The sequence below is a fragment of the Caballeronia sp. GACF4 genome, assembly GCF_023631025.1.
In the GTDB taxonomy this organism is placed as follows: domain Bacteria; phylum Pseudomonadota; class Gammaproteobacteria; order Burkholderiales; family Burkholderiaceae; genus Caballeronia.
This window is the reverse complement of the sequence record NZ_JALQDW010000027.1, coordinates 126,031-147,806: the sequence shown is the minus strand read 5'-3', so window position 1 is coordinate 147,806 and position 21,776 is coordinate 126,031. Positions and strand designations below refer to the sequence as shown.

Here is a 21,776-nt window from a genome sequence, read left to right as displayed (position 1 = left end):
AGCGGTAAATCCAAAATAACAAATCGGCCAACGTTATGCAGCGACTGAACGGCAATGCAACACGCCAGCAGACTGGCATCAGCATCATCAGCGATCCGGAAAACTTTCTTGCACTCCGCGACGAATGGAACTCGCTATGGTCCCGTATAGGCGGACATCATTACCAGTCATTCGACGTTTGCTGGCTCTGCTGGACGCGAGTAGCCAAGCCGCGTGGCGGTAGCTTGCATTGCATCGTATATCGGGAGCGCGGGGAACTCGTGCTCGTCTGGCCTCTGGTGCGCCGCCGACGCTCGCTATGGACGATCCTCGAGCCGCTGGCATCGGGAACGGCCGACCATACGAGCATCCTCGCATCGACCGGATCGAAAGCGGCTATCGAAGCTGCGTGGCAGGCCGCCAGCAAGGGAAGCCGCATCGATCTGTTTTCTATTCCCTACGTGAGCAAAGGCACGCGGCTCGACCGTCTTGCGTCGGGGCACGGCGGTCTCGTCGTAGCCAGACAGGACATCTCGGCTCTGGCGCTCCTGCGCCAGGAACCCGACTGGACGGCGTATTGCAAAACGCTCTCCACGTTGTCGAAGAAAAAGCCCGGCGCGCTGGAGCGCCGCTTCATGAAAGAGGGTGCGCTTAAAATCAAGGTGCTCGACGCTCGGGATGTGAGCGAGCATCGCAAATGGGTCGATTGGATGCTTGCGCAAAAGCGGCAATGGGCCGAACGAAACGGCAAGGATGGCCCGTGGCTGCAATCGGAGGGATACCGCGACTATCTGGTCGATCTGCTCGATGGAAGCCGTGGGAAGTCGTCGGCATTGATGTTCGTGATGACCCTCGACAATGCACCGGTGTGCGCCAACATGGTCGGACTGGCGCTGACTTGCGCAAGTGGTCTGATCGCGGGCTTCGATCCGAGCTTCTCCAAGTTCTCGCCTGGCGCCATCATGATGGAGCGCTGCGTCAAGTGGGCATGGGAGAACCAGATGGATCTCGATTTCGGCGTCGGATCGGAACCCTTCAAGGCTTACTGGAGTCGCGGCAACGTTCTTCAGAACACGAGTTTCGAACTCGCGCTCTCCCCGTGGGGACAAGTCGCTTTCCTTGCGAAAGATTGCTTGAAGAAGCTGGCCGAGTGGAAGGCGTCGCGAGCGAATGGCAGCGAGGCGCAAGGATCGGTTCAGCCAGCCGATGCCGACATGGCAAAGTTTCCGTCCTCGCTGCCGGGGAAAAGCGTTGCAGGTCTCACGCGCTCGGGAATGAGTGCGCAGTGAGCTAGCGCGATCGCGCTAGCTCACCGGCTGCGAGCGCGCAGCGCTCGTCAGTGCTCGCAAAATTCTCTTAGCGCCGCGACGAGCAATTCGGGTTGTTCCTCGGCGAGGAAATGTCCGCACTTGGGCAGCGAACCGCCGCGCACGTTGTCGGCGACGGCGCTCATTCGGCTGACCATGTGCGGGCCCCAACGCTTCTCGCCGCCCAACGCGAGAACCGGGACGCTTGCCGGCAACCGCGCCGCCGCGCGGTTATCTATGACATCCTGAGGGAATTGCCGATACATCTCCATCGCCGCCCGGAACGCGCCGGGATGCATATAAGCACGCACATATTCGTCCATGTCGCGTGCCGATATGGCAGCGGGGTTATCGGTTCGATCGTTGATGAATGCGCTGATATAAACACGCTCACGGCCACCGCAAATCAGGGCTTCCGGCAGGAACGGCTTCTGATGAAACGAGAAGTGAAAGAGCAAGGGACTCGATGCGATCTCATCCCAATCGCCGATGCCCGGAATGGACGCGTCGAGCACGGTGAGCGAACGCACGGGAAACTGCCATGCGAAGGCGTAAGCGACCATCGCGCCGATATCGTGACCGACGACATGGGGCGGCTCGTCGCCGAACTTCCTCACCAAACCGAAGAGGTCTGCCGCGAGTTGCTTTTTCGCGTAGCCCGCTTCCGTCTTGTCGGAGAAGCCCACGCCTCGAAGATCAGGGACGATCAAAGTAAAGTCTTCGCCGAGCGGCAGGAGCACGCGGCTCCATTCCCACCAGTTCTGCGGAAAGCCATGGATCAGAAGCATGATTGGCGCTGTACCAACGGGCCTTCCGCCGGTCACGTAGTGCAGTTTCACGTCTCCGACAATGTCTGCGTCATGCCGGAACCCGTCGGGGAGAACGTCTGGGGAGAATTGTCCTTCTGAAAACATCTGCATACTCCGGATCGAGTTATTGCATCAATTGAGAAGCGAACGCTCAAGGCTTAGCTGATCGCCGCGCCGATGATTTCCGCAAGCTGCGCGGGTTGCGAGAAGAATGGTGAGTGGCTCGTCTCGATGGTCACGACCTCGGCGCCCGGCACGTCGGCTTGCATCAGCCGTTGTTGCGCGATTGGAAGAGCGAGGTCCTTCGTGCATTCGATGAAGACTCGCGGAATCGATCCATAACGCTCCTTCGTCGTGTCGATCCGCGCAGCGTAAGGCGCCGTGGCATTGATGCGGGCAACGTTGGCCGCGGCCACGGCCACGTCCCGATCGCTGCAATCACCATAAAACGATGACCGCACTCTACGGACGTCATCGACGTTCAACGCTACGCCCTTGCCATCAGGCGTTGCATTCACAATCTCGAAGAGCGCTTCGACCGAAGGATCGTTCGTATAGCCTTCAGATAGAAGGTAATCGTTCGCCGATGTGCCCGGCGGCGTCATGAACGCGGCAAGGTAGATGAGCTTGCTGATCTTCTCCGGATATTTCTCGGCAAGATAAGTGAGCGACACGCCTCCCATGCTATGTCCGAGCAACACGAAAGGCTCGTGCGCGCCTTCGAGCAACGCGGCGACGGACGCCGTGTAGTCGGCCATGTCTTCGACTTGATCGTAGATTGCGGGATCGAATCCGTGCGATTTCAAGTCCGGGTGGATGACGGAGTGTCCGCGCGCTGCAAGCAACGTGGCCACCTTCTGAAAACAACCGCCCCAATGCCATGCGCCGTGTATCAACACGATGGTTTGCTTCATATGCGCGCTCCTGGGAATGTGTTTAATCGCGAGTGATGTCGATGCACGCTGGTCTACAAGCGATTCATATGCATCCCGGCGTCGAGCTCGAAGGCACTTCCCGTCGAGAAGGCGAACGTTCCGATGGCAAGCGTCGCGACCGCGCGTCCGATGTCGTCGGGCGTGCCCCATCGGCGAATCGGCGTAAGTCCATCACGTATGCGTTCGTCGAAACTGGCCGCCGAAACCGACGTCATGTCGGTGCGAATGATGCCGGGACGAATCTCGTGAACCGCGATGCCATGCTCGGCAAGACGCGTGGCGAAGAGCTTGACCATCATCGAGACGCCCGCTTTGGAGATGCAATATTCGCCACGGTTGATGCTGACGGTTTCCGCGCTCGTCGATGAAATGCACACGATGGATCGATACAAACTCGAATCAGGCTCATCCAGCATTCGACGCGCAATCCGCTGCGTCAGAAAGAAGGGACCGCGCAGGTTGATGTCGAGATTGCGATCGTAGCTTTCGACCGAGACATCGAGCAGGTCACCGCGCGAAAGCACGGACACGCCAGCATTATTGACGAGCGTGTCGATGCGTCCGAACGCGGACCACGCGCGTTCAGCGAGGTCGTCCTGCTCGTTCAGCTCGGCGATATCGCCCAGCGCCATCGCCCATTTGCGGCCTCTTGCTTCGACTCCCGCGATGGTTTCCCGCATGGCGTCGTCATCGCACAGATCGTTGATGACGATGTCGCATCCGGCATCCGCGAGATGCCAGACAATGCCTCGGCCAATGCCTCTTCGACCGCCTGTGACCATCGCGACTGGCGCGTTACGCTTCATGCAATCTCCCTGGCTGGTTCATGTTGTTCGTCGACCATCGGTTTCGAATGCTAATCTCGTCCGGTGCTTCGAACCTATCGATCGGATAAAGACAATGTCAGACATCGACGTCAAGCTGCTCACCGTCTTCGCGGAGACCTACAAGACGGGCAGCGTCTCGCAGACGGCAGTCAACCTCGGTCTCTCGCAACCGACCATCTCGTTCAATCTTTCAAAGCTGCGCGAGCACTATCGCGATCCACTCTTCGTGCGTTTCCCTCATGGGATGGAACCCACGCCATTTGCCACCGACCTCTACGGACGAGTGCTCGACCTGCTTGCGTCGTTCGAGGTCGTCTCGAAGTACCAGACCCAATTCGACCCCGCACTGGCCAATCGCGACTTTCATGTGGCATTGACCGACGTTGCACAGAACGTGTTGCTGCCTCGCTGGCTCAACCGGCTACGTTCGATTGCGCCCGAGGTCAAACTGACGATAAGTCATATCGCCGACGAAACGGCTGGCTTGATGCAGACTGGCGAAGTCGAACTTGCTATCGGCTACATGCCTCAACTCAACGAAGGCTTCTATCAACAAAGGCTGATGGAAGAAACGTATATCGGCATCATCGCCGCGGATCATCCAAGACTCAGCAGCCGGCCGAGTGTCGCCGAGTTCCTGGCGGAAGGACACATCGCGGTTACGCCATCGGGCACGGGTCACTCCATTCTCAACCGGGTCCTGCGCGAGATGCATCTCACGCGAAGGGTCATGCTCGAAGTACCCAGTTACCTCGGCGTTGCTGAGATTGCGGCTCGTACCGATCTCGTCGCAATGATCCCATCACGACTTGCCGTACTCATGCTCAAGGAAAAATCGATTCGATCGTTCGCGTTGCCGTTCGATCTTTCGGCTTATGTGGTGAAACAGCATTGGCATTCGCGTAACCATCACGACTCGGGGCATCGATGGCTGCGTTCCGTCGTGGCAGATCTCTTTCTCGAAGACTCGACGTCATCGTAACCTTGAGTCGAGTATCGGCAGATAGTGAAGTGGTGTCCATAAAGCCAGCTTGATAAGCCTTATCCAATCCATCGATAGGCGCGCAACGGACAGTGCGCTATCTTTGAAGAACGAACTGCCGCACGGCATCGGCGAATTCCGCTGGTCTTTCTTCCGGCACGTAATGACCGCAATCGTCGATAAGCCTCTCCGTCACGTTCGATGCAACGCGACGCAACGTATTGGCCGATGCCGGTCCGTATCCCCATTGCGCGCCGATGGCGAGGCACGGCGTCTGAAGCGGCGAGCGTCCCCAGACCGCGTTGTCCTTTCTATCGAGCGGTAGCGTGCGGTAATAGCTGAAGGAACAGCGCAAAGCGCCGGGTCGCGCCAATGCGCGCGCATAGACTTCAATGTCGTCGCGGCTGATCGAGTCGGCATCGAACACGCCGACCGTCTCCCGATGCACGAAGTGATCGACGAACAGGAACTCGCGGCCGCTCACGAGCGACTCTGAAATATCCCCGGCCATGTTGAAGCCAAAATGCCAGCTACCGCCGCGCGAAACGTCCATGGCCTCTTCTTGCCCGAATGCCGGAAGACTGCTCTCGACGAAGACGAAGTGACTGACCGCATCCGGCCACTGAGCGGCATATGCATAGGCCACGTGCCCGCCGAGATCGTGCCCGACGATAGCCACTTGCCTCACGCCGAGCGCTTCGACCAGATCATGCAATCTGCGAGCGATGGTCTTCTTGTCGAAACCGGACTCGGGCTTCGAGGAATCGCCGAAGCCCGGAAGATCCGGCGCGATGACATCGAAGTCACGGCTCAACAGCGGCATGACGCGCCGCCATGCCCATGAGGTTTGCGGCCATCCGTGCAGCAAGAGCAGCGTCGGCCTGCCGTCGGGTGTTCCGCTACGCCGGTAGGCCAGCCGAGCATCATGCAGGCGATGGGAGCGCAGCGACGTGTTGTCATCGGTCATGGTGAGGCTCCTGCCTACCGCTCAGGCTCTGCGCGGACGCACGCAGATCGTCCAGTGGCGTCGAAGAGATGATCTCCAGAACCGGGACACCGGAGAAGTCCACGTCGTTCAGAGCCTTGAGGATCTCGTCGAAGCGCACCGAGCCCAAACCCACGCGGTCGTGGCGCCATTGACTACGTGTGCCGTCGGACAGGTGCAACTGGCCAAGGCGTGCCGCGCATTGCCTGACTGCATCGGCCTGATCTTCTCCAACGAACTCTGCGTTGGACACGTCATAGGCGATCAGCAGCCTCTCGTGCGGCAGAGCATCGAAAAAGGCGAGCATCGCGGCGGTCGTGGGAATAGGCGTTTGCGGATGAAGCTCGACGTAAAGCTTTTGATCGAGACGTTCCGCCACGCGCAGAAGCTGCTCCAGGCTATCGCGCAGCAGAAGCTCGGTGTCCTTTTTCGGCGGAGGAAAGAGCGAAGACACCCTGCCCGGCACGACGACGATTGCCCCGCAGCCCAAGTCCGAAGCGAGTTGCATCGTGTCGATGTAGAGATCGACGGAGTATTGCCTGAACGGCTCGACCCGGCTTACCAGATTCAGATCGAGCGCAGGCAGGTTCAAAGATTCGATCCGAAGGCCTTCGCTTCGAAGCGTACCGGCAAGACTCGATCTATCGGCAGCGGATAGTTCATCCGGCCAAAGATGACCGGGTACGACCAACGCATCGAAGTCGTTCAGGCCGATCTCCTGCATCTTTCGCATGGCGCCAAGCGCCGTCTCTTCCCACATGAATGAGAAGGTGCTGCCTCCAAAGGATCGTGCGAGTTTTCTCATGCCTTCCTCAAGCCGAAGTTGGAATGAACTCAATTGTGAACGCGTTTCCTTAAAGGAACAAGCAGTCTAACTTGCTTCCCATGAGATTTGGTGTCTTTTCTTCGGAAAAAAAGCACGTGAAGCGCGAACCAATTAGACAGCAGGCACTTCGGGAAAAACCCTCGTTTGTTTCCATACAAGAACTGATGGATAAAAATCGTTGACTTCCAATTGCTGAAACTTTAAACAGAGAAGATCGCTTCGATAAAGACGCAGCCTCGACATGCGCTCATTCGCGTTTCATGAGGACGATGAGAAGGTCATCGTCGACTGCATCGAATACATGCGTCGTCTGCTTGAGGCAGCGTCGCAACAATCACGACACTAGGAGACAGCGATGAGCAGTGCGGTAAAGCAATTGAACGTCCAGCAGTTCCTGGATACGAGGCCATTCAGCGGCTTTCATTGGAAGATCCTTTTGCTGGGTCTCGTCGTCCTGATTCTCGATGGCTTCGATGTGGTCGCGATGGGATTCATCGCACCCGCGCTCATCGCCGACTGGAAGATCAGCCGGGCCGCGCTCGGGCCAGTGTTGAGCATGGGACTATTCGGCCTCGCGATCGGCGCGCTGACGGGAGGTCCGCTGGCCGATCGCTTCGGCCGTCGCAAGGTCATCATCGCCGCGGTCGTCTTCTTCGGCGTGATGAGTCTCGCCTCGGCCTGGTCGCCGAACATCGAAGTGCTTTCGGTGATGCGTTTTCTGACTGGACTCGGCCTCGGCGCATCGCAGCCGAACGCCGCGACGCTTGCTTCCGAATATGCGCCGGAGAAGCATCGTTCGGTCATGGTGACGGTCATCTATTGCGGCTTCACGCTTGGCGCGGCGGGCGGCGGCTTCCTCTCAAGCTATCTCGTGCCGACTCACGGCTGGCATTCCATACTGGTCGTCGGCGGCATCGTGCCGCTTCTCTTCGCGGTTCTGCTGTTCTTCGTTTTGCCGGAATCCGCGAAGTTTTTAGCTCTGAAGCACGAGGGACGCCCGGCGCTTGCGAAGATCATCAACGAAATTCAGCCCGGCACGGTAAACGGTTCGACCGGCTTCGTGACGCCCGAACGCGAACACGCCGGCAAGGGCGTGATTCGCCTCATCGTGTCAAAACCGCATACCACGGTCACGCTCGCGCTCTGGGTCGGGCTCTTCATGAACTTGATGACGGTCTACTTCCTGAACAGCTGGCTGCCGATTATCGTCAAGGACAACAACTTCTCGCTGGCTGACGCGGCGCTCGTCGGCGCGATGATGCAAGTGGGCGGCACGCTCGGGAACATCGTCATCGGCTGGGAGATGGATCGCTTCGATTCACGCAAGGTCATGATCGCGACACTATTCGGGGCGCTCGTCTTCACGGTGGCGGTGTCGCAGATGAACGTCGGGCTAGCCGGTCTCATCACGCTCGTGTTCCTGCTCGGTTATTGCACGAACTCCACGAACACCGGCTGGACGGCGATGGCCGCGAGTTACTACCCAACGGAGATTCGAGCGACAGGCACGAGCTGGATGACGGGCATCGGCCGCTTCGGTGCCATCTCCGGTGCGTCGGTCGGTGCGGTGCTTCTGAGCTTCAAGTGGAACTTCGGGCAGTTGTTCCTCTTTTTGACGGTGCCAATTGCCATTGCCATCGTCGCTGCGTATGTCCAAGGCCGCGGCCGGGGGAACGCAGCGCCGGTGTTGCGCGACGCCACCATGCATTGATGATGAGCTCTGCTGCTGGCCGAAGGCGCTGCGTCGTCATCTCCAGATCGACAAGACGGATGCGGCCAGCAGCAAACCCATCGCAAGATTGACCACGCCCCAATGACGCGGCGTTCGAAGCAACCGTGCAAGCATTGCACCGAGCGCGCACCACAATACGAGCGACCCGCATGCCGCAACGCCGAAGGCCGCGCCGAGGAGAATCGCAAGCCGGTTGGGACTGTCCGCCGCTAGCGCGAAGGACGCCGCGGCGCCGACGGTCATCGCCCAGCTTTTCGGGTTGAGCCACAAGAGCAGGATGCCGTTGATCAACGTGACCGGCCGCGCGGGACCACTGTTCTCATTCGGCGGTCCGCTTCGGGCGACGCGCCATGCCAGCCACAACAAGTACGCGGAACCAAGCGCTTTCACGGCGGTTTGCAGCGCGGGCATCGCGAGCAAGATACCGGCAAGCCCGAGTGCGGCGAACGCGCCGAGCACGGCAAGACCGATGGCGATGCCGAGCATCAACGGGATCGAGCGCATGAAGCCGAAGCGCGCTCCAGACGCGGTGGCAAGCGTGGTGGCGCCGCCGGGCGTGATGGTCGCGACGACTGCGAAGAGAAAAAGCGGGAGGTTGAGCGAGGCCATGAACATGCGTGCGAGTATCGAGACTTGCACTCTACTGATCGCCCACGCATCAGCAAAACCAAAAATCTTGATGGCACGCATTACGATGCATAATGCGTCGATGCCTCGAAACTTCGATCTCGATCTCATCCGCACCTTCGTTACCGTGGCCGACAGCGGCAGCATGACGGTTGCCGCGAATCGGCTGCACATGACGCAAGGCGCCATCAGCCAGCAAGTCAAACGGCTTGAAGACTTGCTCGACTGCCTCTTGTTCGTGCGCAAGACGCGCAAGCTCGAACTCTCACGCAAGGGTGAACAGTTCCTCGTGAAGGCGCGCCAGTTGATGCGGCTCAACGACGATATTTGGTCCGACATGACCGGGCAGTCGTTAAGCGGCAGCCTTCGCGTTGGCGTGCCCTACGACCTCGTCACCGCGCTCGCGCCCGCGATGAAATCGTTCGCCGATGCTCATCCGCACGTGGAAATTTCGCTGGTATGCGGCGCATCACGCGAACTGCGCAACGCGTTGAACAGCGGTCTGGTGGATGTGTCGCTCGTCGAATACGTTGCGAGCGAGGCCGAAGGCGAAGTGATCCGCATCGAGCCGCTCGTGTGGGTGACGGGCCGCGGCAGTGATGCGTGGCGCAAGCGCCCATTGCCGCTGTCGATGGTCGACGAACGCTGCGCCTTCCGTCCGATGGTGCTGCGCGCGCTTGCGGACGAAGGCATCGCCTGGCGCACGGTGTTCGAGAGCGGCAACATCGAGGCGACCGCAGCCACCGTGCGGGCGGGCCTTGCGATCACCGCATGGCTTGCCTTTACCGTACCCACCGACCTCGAAAGGCTTGCGCTTCATGAGTCCGGCTTGCCTGCCCTTCCGCCATTCGCCATCTGTCTGCAATTGCCGCAATCGATCCAGCCTGCCGCGCTGGCGTTTGCAACGTGCGTGCGCGAGTCGATGCGCGAGGATGTCGCCTTCCCGTTCGAGACATGCTGACTTCCTTTTTTCATAGCGGCGATGCCATCCGCAGCCGACGCGTGAGCGACATCGTTTTGTCGACCACACTCGACTTGCCCGAGCCGCCTGCAAGTCTCATCGCCGATTGGCAGAGAGAAGCGACGTCGCGGCTCGTTCTCGAACCCGGCGATGTCGAGGTCATGCCATTGGCGCGAACTCGCGCGCGCTGGACGGACTACAAGCACTGCGTGCGAGCTATCGTCGACTGGACGAACGCGCTCGGACTACCCGGCGTGCTCGCCGCCAGCGACATAGCGCTCATGGCCTGTCGTGGCGCGAGATACCATCATGACGGAGCGCAATATGGCAGCGCGGCTTTTTGCAATCTCTTTCTGAGCGAAGACAAGGGTCTGGACGTGCATTTCCCCGCTGCGAGTCATCGCATTCCGTTGACCCGTGGAACCGCCATGATCTTCGATACGGGCCAGCCTCATGGCGTCATTCAACGCGATAGCGAAAGCTTCAACGTGTCCGACTTCGCGCCCGACGAGGACTACGTTCAAGTGTTCCTGAGCTGGGAACTTCCGATCGAAAACGCCTGCGTGGCACAAGCACTGCAAGTGGAGTTCGATGTGGATGGCGCGAGCTCATCGCAACTGGATGACGAGCAAGTGTGGTTCGAAGGCGCGCCAGCCGATGTGTGCCCGGAGACGGGTCGATGGCATCGGCTTGGCTAATCGGCAGGCGATTCATTTGCCGACACGCGCCTGCAAATGTGCGGGATAGCGTTCACCCTGTACGATGATATTCGCGAGCCGCGTATCGATATCGCGCAGATTGTCCGCCGTCAACTCAATGGAAGCACCACCGATGTTTTCCTTCAGTCGATGCAGCTTCGTCGTGCCGGGGATCGGCACGATCCACGGCTTTTGCGCGAGCAGCCACGCGAGCGCGACTTGCGCGGGCGTCGCGTTCAGACTCGTGGCGATCTGCTTGAGCACATCGACCAGCGCCTGATTTGCCTTGCGATTTTCTTCCGAGAAACGCGGCACGACATTGCGAAAATCGGTTTGATCGAAACCAGTGCTCGCGTCGATTGCGCCCGTCAAAAAACCCTTGCCGAGCGGACTGAACGGCACGAAGCCAATTCCGAGTTCTTCGAGCAGCGGCAGGATTTCTTTCTCGGGCTCACGCCACCATAGCGAATATTCGCTTTGCAACGCCGCAACCGGTTGCACGGCGTGCGCACGGCGAATGGACTCGACGCCCGCTTCCGACATGCCGAAATGTCTGACCTTGCCTTCCTGAATCAGGTCCTTCACGGCGCCGGCGACGTCTTCCATTGGCACCTCGGGGTCGACGCGATGCTGATAAAGCAAGTCGATGCGATCCGTGCGCAACCGCTTGAGCGCCGCGTCCGTCACCGCGCGAATGTTGTCCGGCTTGCTGTTGACGCCCTTCTGCACGTCGCCGCCCTCGAAACCGAACTTCGTTGCGATCACGACTTGATCGCGGAACGGCGCAAGTGCCTCGCCGAGCAGTGTTTCGTTCGCGCCTTGCGCATAGGCTTCGGCTGTATCGAAGAAAGTCACGCCTTGCTCGAAGGCAGAGCGGATGAGTTCGATCGCATCGGCCTTCTCCGCTGCAGGGCCGTAGGCAAAGCTCAGTCCCATGCAGCCAAGGCCGATTGCCGATACTTCGAGACCACTCTTCCCGAGAATACGTCGGTTCATCATGCGACTCCTTCGTCGTTTGCCGGCACGCCGCCGCGATACTGCTTGTCCGTGACCTTTTCCATCCAGTCGACGGGACTGCCGTCGAGCTTCTCGGCAATGGCGATATGCGTCATTGCCGTGGTGGCGGTCGCGCCGTGCCAGTGCTTCTCTCCGGGCGCAATCCAGACGATGTCGCCCGCTCTGATGTCCTCCAATGGTCCGCCATCGCGCTGCACCCATCCGCGGCCCGCGATCACGATCAGCGTCTGACCCAGCGGATGCGTGTGCCACGCGGTGCGCGCGCCTGGTTCGAACGTCACCGTTGCGCCGCCGATGCGCGCGGGTTCGTCGCCCGCAAACGGCGCGTCGATCCTCACCGTTCCGGTGAAATATTCAGTTGGGCCCGTCGCCGAGGACTGCGAGCCGCATTCGATGATCCGCATGTGCGTTCCTTGCAATAGTTGTCTCGACGTTCAATGTAGCAACGCGACTTCCTGCGATAAAGAGCTAAAATCGGCATGAAGTTAGAAGCCAGGCTTATAAATCATCATGGCACGTTCCGATCTGTCCGATATCACCGCGTTTCTCGCTGTCGCCCGCGAGGGCAGCTTCACGAAGGCGGCCGCGAAGCTTGGCGTTTCGCAGTCTGCGCTGAGTCAGACGGTGCGCAATCTCGAAGCACGGCTGGGCCTTCGCCTCCTGACCAGAACGACACGCAATATATCGCCGACTCAAGCTGGCGAACGGCTGATCCAGTCGGTCGCCCCCAGGCTCGATGAGATCGAGGCCGAACTAAGCGCGCTCACCGCCTTGCGGGATACGCCGGCGGGCACCGTGCGCATCGCTGCTGGAGAACACGCGGCGGAAATGCTGCTATGGCCGGTGATAGAACGGCTTTTGCCCGACTATCCGGACATCACGATCGAGCTCTTCATCGACAACGGGCTCACGGATATCGTCGAACAGAGGCTCGATGCGGGCGTGCGGCTCGGCGAGCAAGTGGCCAAGGACATGGTTGCGGTGCGCATCGGTCCCGACGTGCGCATGGCCGTGGTCGGCACGCGCGACTATTTCGCCGCGCATCCGAAGCCGAAGACACCGCGAGACCTGACGGCGCATAACTGCATCAACATCCGGCTGCCGACGGCCGGCGGCATTTATGCGTGGGAGTTCAAGAAAGGCGGACGCGAGCTGAACGTGCGCGTGGAGGGACAACTCGTCTTCAATAGCGCGACGATGGCCGTGAAAGCCGCGCTTGCGGGAGTGGGCCTCGCCTTCGTGCCCGAACAGCGGGTCTTATCGCAGATCGAAAGCGGTGCGCTCTTGCGGGTGCTGCCTGACTGGTGCCCGTCGTTTTCAGGCTTTCATCTTTACTATCCCAGCCGACGTCAGCCGACTCCTGCGTTCGTCGTCGTTGCCGATGCGCTGCGTCGCGGCGTGTAGGTTCGCGGCGACCCGTGTGCCCGAACTCGGTCAGTCGAGGTTGAGCGGCTGCTCGTGCGGAGCGTGACTAGCCACGCGCTGCTCATTGTTTGTATTCGAATGCCTGAGCTCAATTTCCGACTAAGAGCCGCGCGCCGAGGCTCAATAAGAGCGCGGGCAGCATGACGATCGCACCGACCTTCAGGAACTGCATGAAGCTCACTTCCTCGCCTTCGCGCCGGATGGACGAAAGCCAGAGAATGGTCGCCAGCGAACCGGTGATCGAGAGATTGGGACCGAGGTCCACGCCGATCAGCAACGCATCGATCACGCGTTCGGGGCTATGTGCTTGCAGCACGGTCGCGCTTGCAATGAGACCCGCTGGCAAGTTGTTGATGGCGTTGCTGCCGAGCGCGATGACCACGCCCGACACCGCCGGCGTCACGGTCTGATTCTGCTGCGACGCGAGCGCCAGCAAATGCGAAAGCGCCGCGACGACGCCCGTATGCGCCAGCATCTCCACGAGCACGAAGAGGCCAGCCACGAGCGGCAGCACGCTCCACGATATCTCGCTCATCAGCTCGACCGGAGATTGACGTTCTTTCACGAGCACCACCAAAGCGGTGCCGACGCCGAGGATCGCGGTGGGCAGGCCGAGTTGCATGTCGAACGCGGAGACGGTGAGCAGAGCCACCGCCGTGACGCCGATGCCCGCGAGCGTCACTTTGCCGTTCGCGCTGAGCGGTTCGACGTTCAGATCGCGAGCGCACGAGCCAGCGAGTTCGTCGCGCTGCGTCCAGCGCAGCATGAAATACGTCGCAACGATCGACAACACCGAAGGCAAGGCAAATCGCGCAATCCACGAGCCCAGCGCGGGCGTGTGATTCGCGTAAAGCACGAGATTCGCCGGGTTCGAAATCGGCAACACGAAGCTCGCCGCGTTGGCGATGAACGCGCACACGTACAAGAGCGGCAACGGCTTCGTATGCGCCTTCCTCGCCGCCGCGAAAACAGCGGGCGTGAGCACGACGGCGGCGGCATCGTTCGAAAGGAACGTCGTCACCACGACACCGACGAGATACACGAGCAAAAAGAGCTTTCGGGGCGAGCCCCTGGCATGGTTCACGGCAAGCACCGCGATCCAGTCGAACAGGCCTTCGCGCCTGCCGAGTTCCGACAGCAGCATCATGCCGATGAGAAACAGGTAGACGTCGCTTCCCTTGCCTATCGCCTGCCACGCGAGATTCAGCGGTAGCAACCCGAGCGCGACGAGCAACACGGCGCCCGTGACCGCCCAGATCGCCTCGGGCCATTTGAAGGGACGCAGGATGACGCCGGCAGTCGCGGCAAGCCCGATGCCCCAGGAGAGAAAAATCGGATTCATGTAGCGAGAGAGGGTTCGTTGGCAGAATCGCGATGGATGCCGCATGCCTTCTTGAGCGCGCTGCCGAAGAATAGCCACAACAAGAGCGAGCCGATGGACACGGCTCCGAGTACGAGAAACGCAACCTTATAGCCGAAGTGCTGGGCCAGCATGCCGCCGAGCGCCGGACTGAGCGCCGCGCCGATTCCCTGCACGGTCATCACCACGCCCTGCCCGACATTCACGCGCCCCGTGCCTTGCAGCAAGCGAACGACGAGCGCGGGAACGGCCACGCTTTGCAGCCCCGCGCCAATGCCGTCCAGCGCCTGCACGGGCCACACGCCCCAGGCGTTGATGAACATCGCCGCGACCAGACCGCGCAGCGGCAGTGCAAGAAAGGTGATGAGAATCACGCCCCAGTAACCGATACGTTGAATGATCCGGCTTGCGAAAAACGCGGCGGCCACCATCACGAGTTGCGCGATGACGATGGTTTGCGCGGTAAAGGCGCTTGGATCGCCCTTGTGTGCCGCGACGACGGCAAGGCCATAGAGCGGCAACATCGCCGCATTGCCGAGGTGGAACATCGCGAGTGAAGCGGCAAGCAGCAGCAACGGCTTGCACGTGAGCAGCATGCGAAAGCCGCTTGCGTGCTCGTGTTCGCGCTCCTTCGAGGACGAAGCGCCGAGCCCGCGCGCACAATCGTGATCGATCGAATCACGCCGGATCAGAAGCGTGGAAATCACGGTCATCGCGCCGAACAAGCCCGCGAGCACGAACACCGCGCCGAAGCCGAAACGCCAGCCGAGCCACCCAGAAAGCGCCGCAGCCACGACATTGCCTGCGTGATTGGCCACCTGGTTGCGCCCGAACTGCCGGTCGAAACCGCGTTCGCGCACCATGCCGAGCGTGACGCCAGCCACCGCCGGACCGAGCGCCGCGCCCGTCACCGCCGTGAGGATCTGCGAGGCGGCGACCATCCAGTAATCGTGCGATACCCATAGCACGAGCGAGGCGAGCGTCGTCATCACGCCTGCCACGACGATCAGGCCGCGCTTGTAACGCGTGGCATCGACGAGTGCGCCCGCTGGCGAGGTCGCGAGCATCCCCGCAATGCCGCCGAGCGTCATCACGGTTCCGATAGCATCCGTATGCCAGCCCTGAGCCTGCAAAAAGACCCCGAGAAATGGTCCGATGCCGGCTTGCACATCGGCCATGAAGAAGTTCAGGCCTTCCAGCGCGTAGAGAGGATTCATTGGGCGATCACCTCTTCAGGTGGTTCAGGCTTTGGTAATCATCGTCGAATGAAGCGTGCAGATCCCCGAAATGCACCCAACTCAGCATGTCGCTCTCCTCGTCGTGCTTGCTTTACGCGTCGATCAGTTCGGCGATCTCGTCCACTTCGATCGTGCAGCCATGACGATTCTTGACGCCATGCCCCCACGCCTGGACATGCGCGCCCGGAGTCAGATACGCGACCAGTTCGGCGGCGGCATGCGGCGGCATGCGCAGCGACGTGCCATCGTCGAGCAATGCGCCGCGTAACTCGCCCTTCGGACCGAAGAGCGAGAGCACCACTTCACCGCTCGCGTCGATCGGCTCGCGCTCGACGTGCGGCTTCTCATGCGGCTTGCCATCGCGATGCGGGCCTTCGTCGAGAATGACCTTGCCCGTCTTCGTCACGAGCGCGACCGCCGCGATCATGTCCGCGCCGCGCGGCTTCACGCCACGCACGCCGACTTCATCGCCCACGGCGATTTGCCGCGCGATCTGGCGCGACAGATGAGGCGGGAAATGAACCTGCCGCGCATGACGGGCGCCGAGCACGAAGCCATCCAGTTCGCCGTGCGGATTCAGAAGGAAGCGCGTCACGGTGCCACGCGTTTCGGGAAGGCTGTCAGGGTCGATCCAATGCATGTTTTGATTCCTCGTTCAGATGTCGATGAAAGTTCGCTTGTAACCGGCAGCTTCAAGGGTTGGCCGGAGCGCGGTCATAAAGCCGCGTGAGTTTTCCCGGTGCGCCGAATGCCGTTGCCTGAAGCGCGGTGCCGTACTGATTGCGCGTGCCGTAGCCTTGCGCGGATACCTTCGCGCCCGTGTGGACAAGACTCGGAAACTGCTGCGCGACCGGAGGCGTGAGCTTGATGACGGTGCCATCCGCGAGAATCACGCCGTCCGGTTCGCCGCGCGGAGCGGTCGTGACATGGGCCACTTGCCCCTGTGCGCTCAGATGCGCGAGCCCCGCGCCACGCAATTCACGCGGCATGGGTTGCGCGCCCGGAAGCGGCGGCGTATCGACGAGTTGCTGGCCGCTTCTCGAATCCGCGATGCGTTGTGCCTTGAGATTGCCGCCCGCATCGCGCAAGCCGCTGATTTGCACGCTGTCGCCGGGACGCATCGCGGAGACAAGCTGCGCGCTCATATGCGGCGGAAAGCGCACGAGCGCGCCGTCGTCGGTCAGAAAGCCGTCGACGTCGCCATCCGGGTTGGTGAGGAAGCGGGCCACCGTGGCCCGTGTGTCCACTGCCGTGCCGGCGTCAGTTGATTCGAGCGGAGCCTGACCAGGCGGCGGCGCGGGCATGGCAGTCGGTGCGGGCGCGGCGGCAACCGGCGGCGGTACGACGGGCGCCGCTGCCGGTGGCGCAACGGGTGTTGCCGCGGCTTGCGTCTGAGCGACGCAGCCTGTGCTGGTCACGAGCAAAGCGGCACAAGCCGCCGCGCCGAACACGCGAACAGCGTTGAGTTGAATGGGATACTTCGAGATCGATTGCATGACTCACTCCTCCACTAGGTGCGCAGTCTTTTGCAAGCCCTATGCCATGAGCCTCGACCCCTTGCAGCCTATGGGCGACGCCATGTCACGCGATCACGGTGTCAAGGAATCGGACACACGCAGTCCGGTTGCTTGACACTCGCCGTTTGCTCAGTCGCCGGAATTGGAAGAGTCGACGTTCGCCAGACGCGTATAGAGCGACTGGCGGCTGATGCCGAGCCTGCGCGCGGCTTCTGCGCGATTGCCATCGGTGAGTGCGAGTGCACGGACGATCAGCGCCCGTTCGAGTTGCGCGAGCGCGTCGTTGAGCGGCAGTTCGGCGAGACTGGCGGGAATGGCGTCGTTGACGCTGGCGGCGGTATCGAAGAGAAAGGCGAAGTCATCGCGCGTGAGCAGCGCGCCGGGCGCAAGCGCGCTCGCCCTTTCCATGGCGTTGGCGAGTTCACGGACGTTGCCGCGCCAGCCGAAGGTGACGAGCAGACGTTGTGCATCGGATGACAGATGCTTGCGCGTTTCCGGCGATGCCGCGAGCGTCGAGAGGAAGTGCTCCGCGAGCGGCAAGATGTCCGCGACGCGTTCACGCAAAGGCGGCATATGCAGCGGAATCACGTCGAGCCGGTACAGCAAATCCTGACGGAACGTACCTGCCGCGACCATGGCCGGCAGGTCGCGATGCGTTGCGGCCACGATGCGCACATCGACGGCTATGGTTTGATTCGCGCCGAGCGGCGTGACCTGGCGCTCCTGAACCACGCGCAAGAGCTTCGCCTGCATGGCAAGCGGCATGTCGCCCACTTCATCGAGGAACAGCGTGCCGCCGTGCGCCTCTTCGAAGCGCCCGCGCCGTTGTGCATGCGCGCCAGTGAACGCGCCCTTGCCATGCCCGAAGAGCTCGCTCTCGAGCAAATCCGCTGGAATCGCCGCACAGTTCACGGCGACGAACGGTCCCCCGGCGCGCGCCGACGCGCGATGCAGCACGTGCGCCGCCACCTCCTTGCCCGTGCCCGTTTCTCCGGTGATGAGCACGGTCGAACTCGTGCCCGCCGCGCGGCCAAGACGCTTTTGCACGTCGCGCATGGTTTCGCTGATGCCGAGCAATTGCGGCTCGCGCGACCGCGCTTCATCGGCGAATGCCGGCGACGCGGCGGCGGGCGCATAGGCGTGCGCGGCGAGCATGCGTTCGAGCAACGCGGCGATCTCGTCGCGGCCGACGGGCTTGGTTAAATGCTCGAACGCGCCGAGCCGCATTGCGCCGATGGTGTTGTCGCTCGTCGCGTGCGCGGTGAGCATTGCCACAGGCACGCGTCGAAGGTCTGCGTTCTCGCGCAGCGATTCCAGAACCGAGAGACCGTCCGCACCGGGCAGCCGGAAGTCGAGAAAGATGCAGTCGGGGATGTCGTGCTCGCGCAGCCTTTCGAACGCCGCCTCGCCGGAGCGCGCTTCGAGCGGCGTATGACCCAAGTCCTGAACGGTTTCGGCGAGGCCTTCGCGGAAGGCGTCGTCATCGTCGATGATCAGTATGGTCGCCATGGCAAATCGATCACAAAGCGCGTCACGTCGGAATCTTCCGCAAGATAGGCGCGCCCGCCATGCGCCGATGCAATCTCACGAACCACGGCAAGACCGAGCCCCGAGCCGTCGGGGCGCCCCGTCACGAACGGCTCGAAAATGCGCTCTCGTTCGGCCACGTTCACGCCGGAACCATCGTCGATGACTTCGATTCGCAGACGTTTGCCCTGCGCACATTGTGCGCCATGCACGCGCACCGTTACGTGTCCGCCCGGCGGCGCATGCCGCAACGCGTTGACCACCAGGTTGTCGAGCGCGCGCGCCAGTTGCGCGGGATCGAAGACGGGCTGGGTCGCGCCTGTCTCGACCTCCGCGTGCAGGGAGACGTCCCGGCATTGCGCGCGCGACTCATGCGACTGCACGATCTCCGCGAGCCAGACGTGCGGGTCGACCGCGCGCGCGTCGATGGTCACGGGCTGCGTCAGGGCAAGCAGGCTCGTCACCTGTGATTCGATGCGGCCCACCTGCTCGATGATCGTCTTCAACGCGGCTTCGCGGCGCGTGGCGTCGCCAGCAAGCGCGTTTTCCGCTTTCAGACGCATGGCGCCTGCGGGGTTGCGTATTTCGTGCGCGATCTGCGCGGCCATCTTGCCCAGCGTGCTGAACCGCTCCGCCTGCGCGAGTTGTGTGCTCAGTGCGTTCGCTTCGCGCTGCAGGCGCTCGGCGCGTTCGACGTATCGATTGAGCGCCGCGACGATCTGATCCAGGTCCTGCTCGCCGAGCCGTTCCAGCCGCTTGCCTTGCTCGAACGCGCCCGCTGGCGCAAGCGCCTGTTCGAGCCGCGTGAGGTTGCGTTTCCAGCGCCTGAGGGCCAGCGCAAGAAAGAGCGCAAGCACGACGATGATGGTAAGCACGCCCGCGAGAATGCTCGCGGCACGCTCTCCATACGGCCCGAGCGGTGGATGCGCGCGCGTCAGCATCCACGCAAAGAGGCCTGTATGGCGCGGCACGGGACACGCGACGGCGACCACGGCATCGCCGCCGCTCGACACGACATCCTCTTGCATCTGGCTCGCGCTCGCCGCATTTTCTAGCGTTCGCAGAATGAGCGGCGTTTCGGCCTCGGGGACATCGCGCTTCACGCCGCTGCCTTCGTACGTGGGAAAGGCGTACGCGAGAAAGCCGTTCGGTGCGCCCTTTGCAGGAGCCGCGGTCCAGAAGCCGCCTTCGATGCCATCGGTGCGGATCAGCACGAGGTCGAGGACCGCGTGCATGAGATCGAAATTGGTTTCGCCGGGACGTTGCATTGACAAGTCATAGCGCGATGCGACCGCCGTGCAGGCTGCGGTTGCCTGGCTTTTCGCGGCGGTGACGCGCTCGCCGAGCGCCGAGGAAAGCATGAGCCACACGGCGGCCGTGAGCAGCCCGCAGAGGACCGCCACGAGTATCCAGAGCGCAAAGAGCTGTGCGGAGAACGACGGTCGCGGCATCAAGATAGGGAGGCTGAATGGGTTGGCGCTCTTGTAAGCAAGTATCTCGCCTAGCTTGGATCGGGAAGCGATTGTTCAAGCATTGGATGACGATGTCGAATGCTTTAGTTTTCGCGGCATATTTGTGTGGTGCATTGAATCGCTCCTCCCAACTTCGTGATACGGTAGCGCAGCACGTGTCTCGTCGAAGCATGACGCAACGTTGACGCAACGGGCTTACCGCATCTTTGTTCCATCGATCATGCAGTTCGATTTCCCATTCGGGCGACCATCCTTCAGAGGCTGGTCGCCCGTTTGTGCATTTGGGCTCGCAAAACCGTGAGCAGAGTTAGAAGTGTTTTTATTCTCATCTGAGATGAGAGTCGCTTGAATATTTTTTGCGCGCCTCCATGCGAAAGGCAAGAAGTGCGCGCGATGGGAAACGACATGGCTTCCGCACAAGAACTCAGAAAATTTCGGGCAAACCTCGCCGATGAACTTCACAGCGCCGCGATCTACGAGACGCTGTCACGCGTGGAACAAGACCGCTCTAGGAGCGAAGTCTTCAGCGAACTCGCCGCATCCGAACGAATGCATGCACGCGTGTGGGCCGATAAACTCAGGGCAAACGGAAAAATGGCGCCTTCCGGTTTCAATGCCAAGACTTATCTCATGCAAGCGCTCGTCCATTTGCTCGGACCGCGCTTCGTGCTTCCGTCGATTGCGGCTGCGGAGTTTGCCGACCGCAACAAGTACGCGGGCAATCCGGACACCGCACGCATGTCGGAAGACGAGCAACGACATGCGAGCGTCGTGCAGGCAATGGCGAACTCGGGCATGCCCGCGGCGTCGCAAGGCGCGGACATCGCGCAAGGCGAGTCGTGGCATCGCGGCGTTTCATCCGGCAACGACTTGCGCGCCGCCGTGCTCGGCGCCAACGACGGCCTCGTCTCGAACTTCTGCCTGATCATGGGCGTGGCGGGCGCTGGCACGGGCAACAAGGCCATCCTGCTGACCGCGCTTGCCGGATTGATTGCCGGCGCCTGTTCGATGGCACTGGGCGAATGGCTTTCGGTGACCAATGCACGCGAGCTTGCGCAGGCGCAGGTATCGAAGGAAGAGAACGAACTCGAGCACAGCCCGGAATCGGAAGAACACGAGTTGACGCTCATCTACAAGGCGAAAGGACTGAGCGCGGAAGAAGCGAGGCGCGTGGCCGCGCAGATCATGCAAGACAAGGACAAGGCGCTAGATGTGCTCGTGCGCGAGGAACTGGGTCTGGACCCGGCTGAACTCGGTGGCAACCCTTGGTCCGCGGCGGCCGTGTCGTTTTGTCTGTTCGCCGCCGGCGCTATTTTTCCCACGATGCCGTTTCTGTGGACATCCGGCACGACCGCCATTGTTCAGTGCATCGGCTTCAGTGTGCTGGCGCTGGTGGCTATCGGCATGTTCACGTCGCTCTTCAATGGCCGCAGCGCAAGCTTCTCGGCGATGCGCCAGGTTGTCGTGGGACTGGCTACTGCCGCGTTCACGTTCGGCATCGGGCACGCGCTGGGAGTGGCGGTGTCGTGATGGAAGCAAAAGCTGGACATTA

General features: G+C 61.4%; 21 protein-coding genes. 7 read left to right on the top strand and 14 right to left on the bottom strand.

The genetic code is table 11. The annotated features are described in order from the left end of the window. Positions 1-35: 35 nt before the first annotated feature. Positions 36-1,268, top strand: coding sequence for a GNAT family N-acetyltransferase (locus NCR40_RS26605; RefSeq protein ID WP_250511196.1), 1,233 nt, complete (start codon positions 36-38; stop codon positions 1,266-1,268). Between the two features lie 47 nt (positions 1,269-1,315). On the opposite strand, the gene NCR40_RS26600 is transcribed toward NCR40_RS26605, so the two are convergent. The 3 genes from NCR40_RS26600 to NCR40_RS26590 all read right to left on the bottom strand — a co-directional run bounded on the left by NCR40_RS26600 (position 1,316) and on the right by NCR40_RS26590 (position 3,836). Next, complete coding sequence (locus tag NCR40_RS26600; RefSeq protein WP_250511195.1) at positions 1,316-2,074, bottom strand: alpha/beta fold hydrolase; 759 nt, start codon at positions 2,072-2,074, stop codon at positions 1,316-1,318. A 179-nt stretch (positions 2,075-2,253) separates the two neighbouring features. Beyond that, positions 2,254-3,009 carry an alpha/beta fold hydrolase gene (locus NCR40_RS26595; protein WP_250511194.1) on the bottom strand — a complete coding sequence of 252 codons (756 nt, stop codon included), beginning with the start codon at positions 3,007-3,009 and terminating at the stop codon, positions 2,254-2,256. 53 nt (positions 3,010-3,062) lie between these two features. Continuing rightward, positions 3,063-3,836, bottom strand: coding sequence for a 3-ketoacyl-ACP reductase (locus NCR40_RS26590; RefSeq protein ID WP_250511193.1), 774 nt, complete (start codon positions 3,834-3,836; stop codon positions 3,063-3,065). A 94-nt stretch (positions 3,837-3,930) separates the two neighbouring features. Between NCR40_RS26590 and NCR40_RS26585 the strand changes: the two genes are divergently transcribed. Then, positions 3,931-4,839: a LysR family transcriptional regulator gene (locus NCR40_RS26585; RefSeq protein WP_250511192.1), complete on the top strand. Its 909-nt coding sequence runs from the start codon at positions 3,931-3,933 to the stop codon at positions 4,837-4,839. 97 nt (positions 4,840-4,936) lie between these two features. Here NCR40_RS26585 and NCR40_RS26580 read toward each other — a convergent pair whose 3' ends face one another. Both NCR40_RS26580 and NCR40_RS26575 read right to left on the bottom strand, forming a co-directional pair. After that, positions 4,937-5,806, bottom strand: coding sequence for an alpha/beta fold hydrolase (locus NCR40_RS26580; protein ID WP_250511191.1), 870 nt, complete (start codon positions 5,804-5,806; stop codon positions 4,937-4,939). Further along, positions 5,796-6,548: a sugar phosphate isomerase/epimerase family protein gene (locus NCR40_RS26575; protein ID WP_250511260.1), complete on the bottom strand. Its 753-nt coding sequence runs from the start codon at positions 6,546-6,548 to the stop codon at positions 5,796-5,798. Before NCR40_RS26575 ends, NCR40_RS26580 begins: the two co-directional genes overlap by 11 nt. A 457-nt stretch (positions 6,549-7,005) precedes the next feature. On the opposite strand from NCR40_RS26575, the gene NCR40_RS26570 reads away from it, so the two are divergent. Beyond that, on the top strand, positions 7,006-8,361 hold the full coding sequence (locus NCR40_RS26570) for an MFS transporter (protein WP_250511190.1): 1,356 nt from the start codon (positions 7,006-7,008) through the stop codon (positions 8,359-8,361). Positions 8,362-8,397: 36 nt separating this feature from the next. On the opposite strand, the gene NCR40_RS26565 is transcribed toward NCR40_RS26570, so the two are convergent. Then, positions 8,398-8,991 (bottom strand): LysE family translocator, encoded by a 594-nt coding sequence (locus NCR40_RS26565; RefSeq protein WP_250511189.1) that lies wholly within the window; start codon positions 8,989-8,991, stop codon positions 8,398-8,400. A gap of 100 nt (positions 8,992-9,091) precedes the next feature. Here NCR40_RS26565 and NCR40_RS26560 point away from each other — a divergent pair, with 100 nt between their 5' ends. Together NCR40_RS26560 and NCR40_RS26555 are read left to right on the top strand one after the other, a co-directional pair. Further along, entirely contained in the window at positions 9,092-9,970 is an 879-nt protein-coding gene (locus tag NCR40_RS26560) for a LysR substrate-binding domain-containing protein (protein ID WP_250511188.1), read from the top strand. After that, positions 9,964-10,668: a hypothetical protein gene (locus NCR40_RS26555; protein WP_250511187.1), complete on the top strand. Its 705-nt coding sequence runs from the start codon at positions 9,964-9,966 to the stop codon at positions 10,666-10,668. The genes NCR40_RS26560 and NCR40_RS26555 overlap by 7 nt, the downstream gene beginning before the upstream one ends. A gap of 12 nt (positions 10,669-10,680) precedes the next feature. Here the strand turns inward: NCR40_RS26555 and NCR40_RS26550 are convergent, their stop codons facing one another. Next, positions 10,681-11,664, bottom strand: coding sequence for an aldo/keto reductase (locus NCR40_RS26550; RefSeq protein ID WP_250511259.1), 984 nt, complete (start codon positions 11,662-11,664; stop codon positions 10,681-10,683). After that, the gene (locus NCR40_RS26545) at positions 11,664-12,089 is read right to left on the bottom strand and encodes a (R)-mandelonitrile lyase (RefSeq protein WP_250511186.1); all 426 of its coding nucleotides are present in this window, start codon (positions 12,087-12,089) and stop codon (positions 11,664-11,666) included. The genes NCR40_RS26550 and NCR40_RS26545 overlap by 1 nt, the downstream gene beginning before the upstream one ends. 106 nt (positions 12,090-12,195) lie before the next feature. Here NCR40_RS26545 and NCR40_RS26540 point away from each other — a divergent pair, with 106 nt between their 5' ends. Next, complete coding sequence (locus tag NCR40_RS26540) at positions 12,196-13,089, top strand: LysR family transcriptional regulator (protein ID WP_250511185.1); 894 nt, start codon at positions 12,196-12,198, stop codon at positions 13,087-13,089. Between the two features lie 109 nt (positions 13,090-13,198). Here NCR40_RS26540 and NCR40_RS26535 read toward each other — a convergent pair whose 3' ends face one another. The 6 genes from NCR40_RS26535 to NCR40_RS26510 form a co-directional block, all read right to left on the bottom strand. Further along, a complete protein-coding gene (locus NCR40_RS26535; RefSeq protein ID WP_250511184.1) occupies positions 13,199-14,452 on the bottom strand; it encodes an arsenic transporter in 1,254 nt (417 codons plus the stop codon). Further along, positions 14,449-15,687, bottom strand: a complete 1,239-nt coding sequence (locus NCR40_RS26530) for an MFS transporter (RefSeq protein ID WP_250511183.1) — start codon at positions 15,685-15,687, stop codon at positions 14,449-14,451. The genes NCR40_RS26535 and NCR40_RS26530 overlap by 4 nt, the downstream gene beginning before the upstream one ends. 112 nt (positions 15,688-15,799) lie before the next feature. Next, positions 15,800-16,348 carry a hypothetical protein gene (locus NCR40_RS26525; protein WP_250468223.1) on the bottom strand — a complete coding sequence of 183 codons (549 nt, stop codon included), beginning with the start codon at positions 16,346-16,348 and terminating at the stop codon, positions 15,800-15,802. A gap of 52 nt (positions 16,349-16,400) precedes the next feature. Beyond that, positions 16,401-17,204, bottom strand: a complete 804-nt coding sequence (locus tag NCR40_RS26520) for a hypothetical protein (RefSeq protein ID WP_250468222.1) — start codon at positions 17,202-17,204, stop codon at positions 16,401-16,403. A 150-nt stretch (positions 17,205-17,354) separates the two neighbouring features. After that, positions 17,355-18,734 (bottom strand): sigma-54-dependent transcriptional regulator, encoded by a 1,380-nt coding sequence (locus NCR40_RS26515; protein ID WP_250511182.1) that lies wholly within the window; start codon positions 18,732-18,734, stop codon positions 17,355-17,357. Continuing rightward, positions 18,719-20,203, bottom strand: a complete 1,485-nt coding sequence (locus NCR40_RS26510; protein WP_250511258.1) for a sensor histidine kinase — start codon at positions 20,201-20,203, stop codon at positions 18,719-18,721. Before NCR40_RS26510 ends, NCR40_RS26515 begins: the two co-directional genes overlap by 16 nt. A gap of 426 nt (positions 20,204-20,629) precedes the next feature. Here NCR40_RS26510 and NCR40_RS26505 point away from each other — a divergent pair, with 426 nt between their 5' ends. Further along, a complete protein-coding gene (locus tag NCR40_RS26505; protein ID WP_250511181.1) occupies positions 20,630-21,754 on the top strand; it encodes a VIT1/CCC1 transporter family protein in 1,125 nt (374 codons plus the stop codon). Positions 21,755-21,776: the final 22 nt, after the last annotated feature.

Coding starts and splice junctions, on each gene's coding strand:
- NCR40_RS26585 (WP_250511192.1), top strand. CDS start 3,931: ATGTCAGACATCGACGTCAAGCTGCTCACCGTCTTCGCGGAGACCTAC.
- NCR40_RS26505 (WP_250511181.1), top strand. CDS start 20,630: ATGGCTTCCGCACAAGAACTCAGAAAATTTCGGGCAAACCTCGCCGAT.
- NCR40_RS26545 (WP_250511186.1), bottom strand. CDS start 12,089: ATGCGGATCATCGAATGCGGCTCGCAGTCCTCGGCGACGGGCCCAACT.
- NCR40_RS26520 (WP_250468222.1), bottom strand. CDS start 17,204: ATGCAATCGATCTCGAAGTATCCCATTCAACTCAACGCTGTTCGCGTG.
- NCR40_RS26580 (WP_250511191.1), bottom strand. CDS start 5,806: ATGACCGATGACAACACGTCGCTGCGCTCCCATCGCCTGCATGATGCT.
- NCR40_RS26570 (WP_250511190.1), top strand. CDS start 7,006: ATGAGCAGTGCGGTAAAGCAATTGAACGTCCAGCAGTTCCTGGATACG.
- NCR40_RS26595 (WP_250511194.1), bottom strand. CDS start 3,009: ATGAAGCAAACCATCGTGTTGATACACGGCGCATGGCATTGGGGCGGT.
- NCR40_RS26560 (WP_250511188.1), top strand. CDS start 9,092: ATGCCTCGAAACTTCGATCTCGATCTCATCCGCACCTTCGTTACCGTG.
- NCR40_RS26590 (WP_250511193.1), bottom strand. CDS start 3,836: ATGAAGCGTAACGCGCCAGTCGCGATGGTCACAGGCGGTCGAAGAGGC.
- NCR40_RS26550 (WP_250511259.1), bottom strand. CDS start 11,664: ATGAACCGACGTATTCTCGGGAAGAGTGGTCTCGAAGTATCGGCAATC.
- NCR40_RS26525 (WP_250468223.1), bottom strand. CDS start 16,348: ATGCATTGGATCGACCCTGACAGCCTTCCCGAAACGCGTGGCACCGTG.
- NCR40_RS26605 (WP_250511196.1), top strand. CDS start 36: ATGCAGCGACTGAACGGCAATGCAACACGCCAGCAGACTGGCATCAGC.
- NCR40_RS26540 (WP_250511185.1), top strand. CDS start 12,196: ATGGCACGTTCCGATCTGTCCGATATCACCGCGTTTCTCGCTGTCGCC.
- NCR40_RS26565 (WP_250511189.1), bottom strand. CDS start 8,991: ATGGCCTCGCTCAACCTCCCGCTTTTTCTCTTCGCAGTCGTCGCGACC.
- NCR40_RS26575 (WP_250511260.1), bottom strand. CDS start 6,548: ATGCAGGAGATCGGCCTGAACGACTTCGATGCGTTGGTCGTACCCGGT.
- NCR40_RS26515 (WP_250511182.1), bottom strand. CDS start 18,734: ATGGCGACCATACTGATCATCGACGATGACGACGCCTTCCGCGAAGGC.
- NCR40_RS26535 (WP_250511184.1), bottom strand. CDS start 14,452: ATGAATCCGATTTTTCTCTCCTGGGGCATCGGGCTTGCCGCGACTGCC.
- NCR40_RS26510 (WP_250511258.1), bottom strand. CDS start 20,203: ATGCCGCGACCGTCGTTCTCCGCACAGCTCTTTGCGCTCTGGATACTC.
- NCR40_RS26555 (WP_250511187.1), top strand. CDS start 9,964: ATGCTGACTTCCTTTTTTCATAGCGGCGATGCCATCCGCAGCCGACGC.
- NCR40_RS26600 (WP_250511195.1), bottom strand. CDS start 2,074: ATGCTTCTGATCCATGGCTTTCCGCAGAACTGGTGGGAATGGAGCCGC.
- NCR40_RS26530 (WP_250511183.1), bottom strand. CDS start 15,687: ATGAATCCTCTCTACGCGCTGGAAGGCCTGAACTTCTTCATGGCCGAT.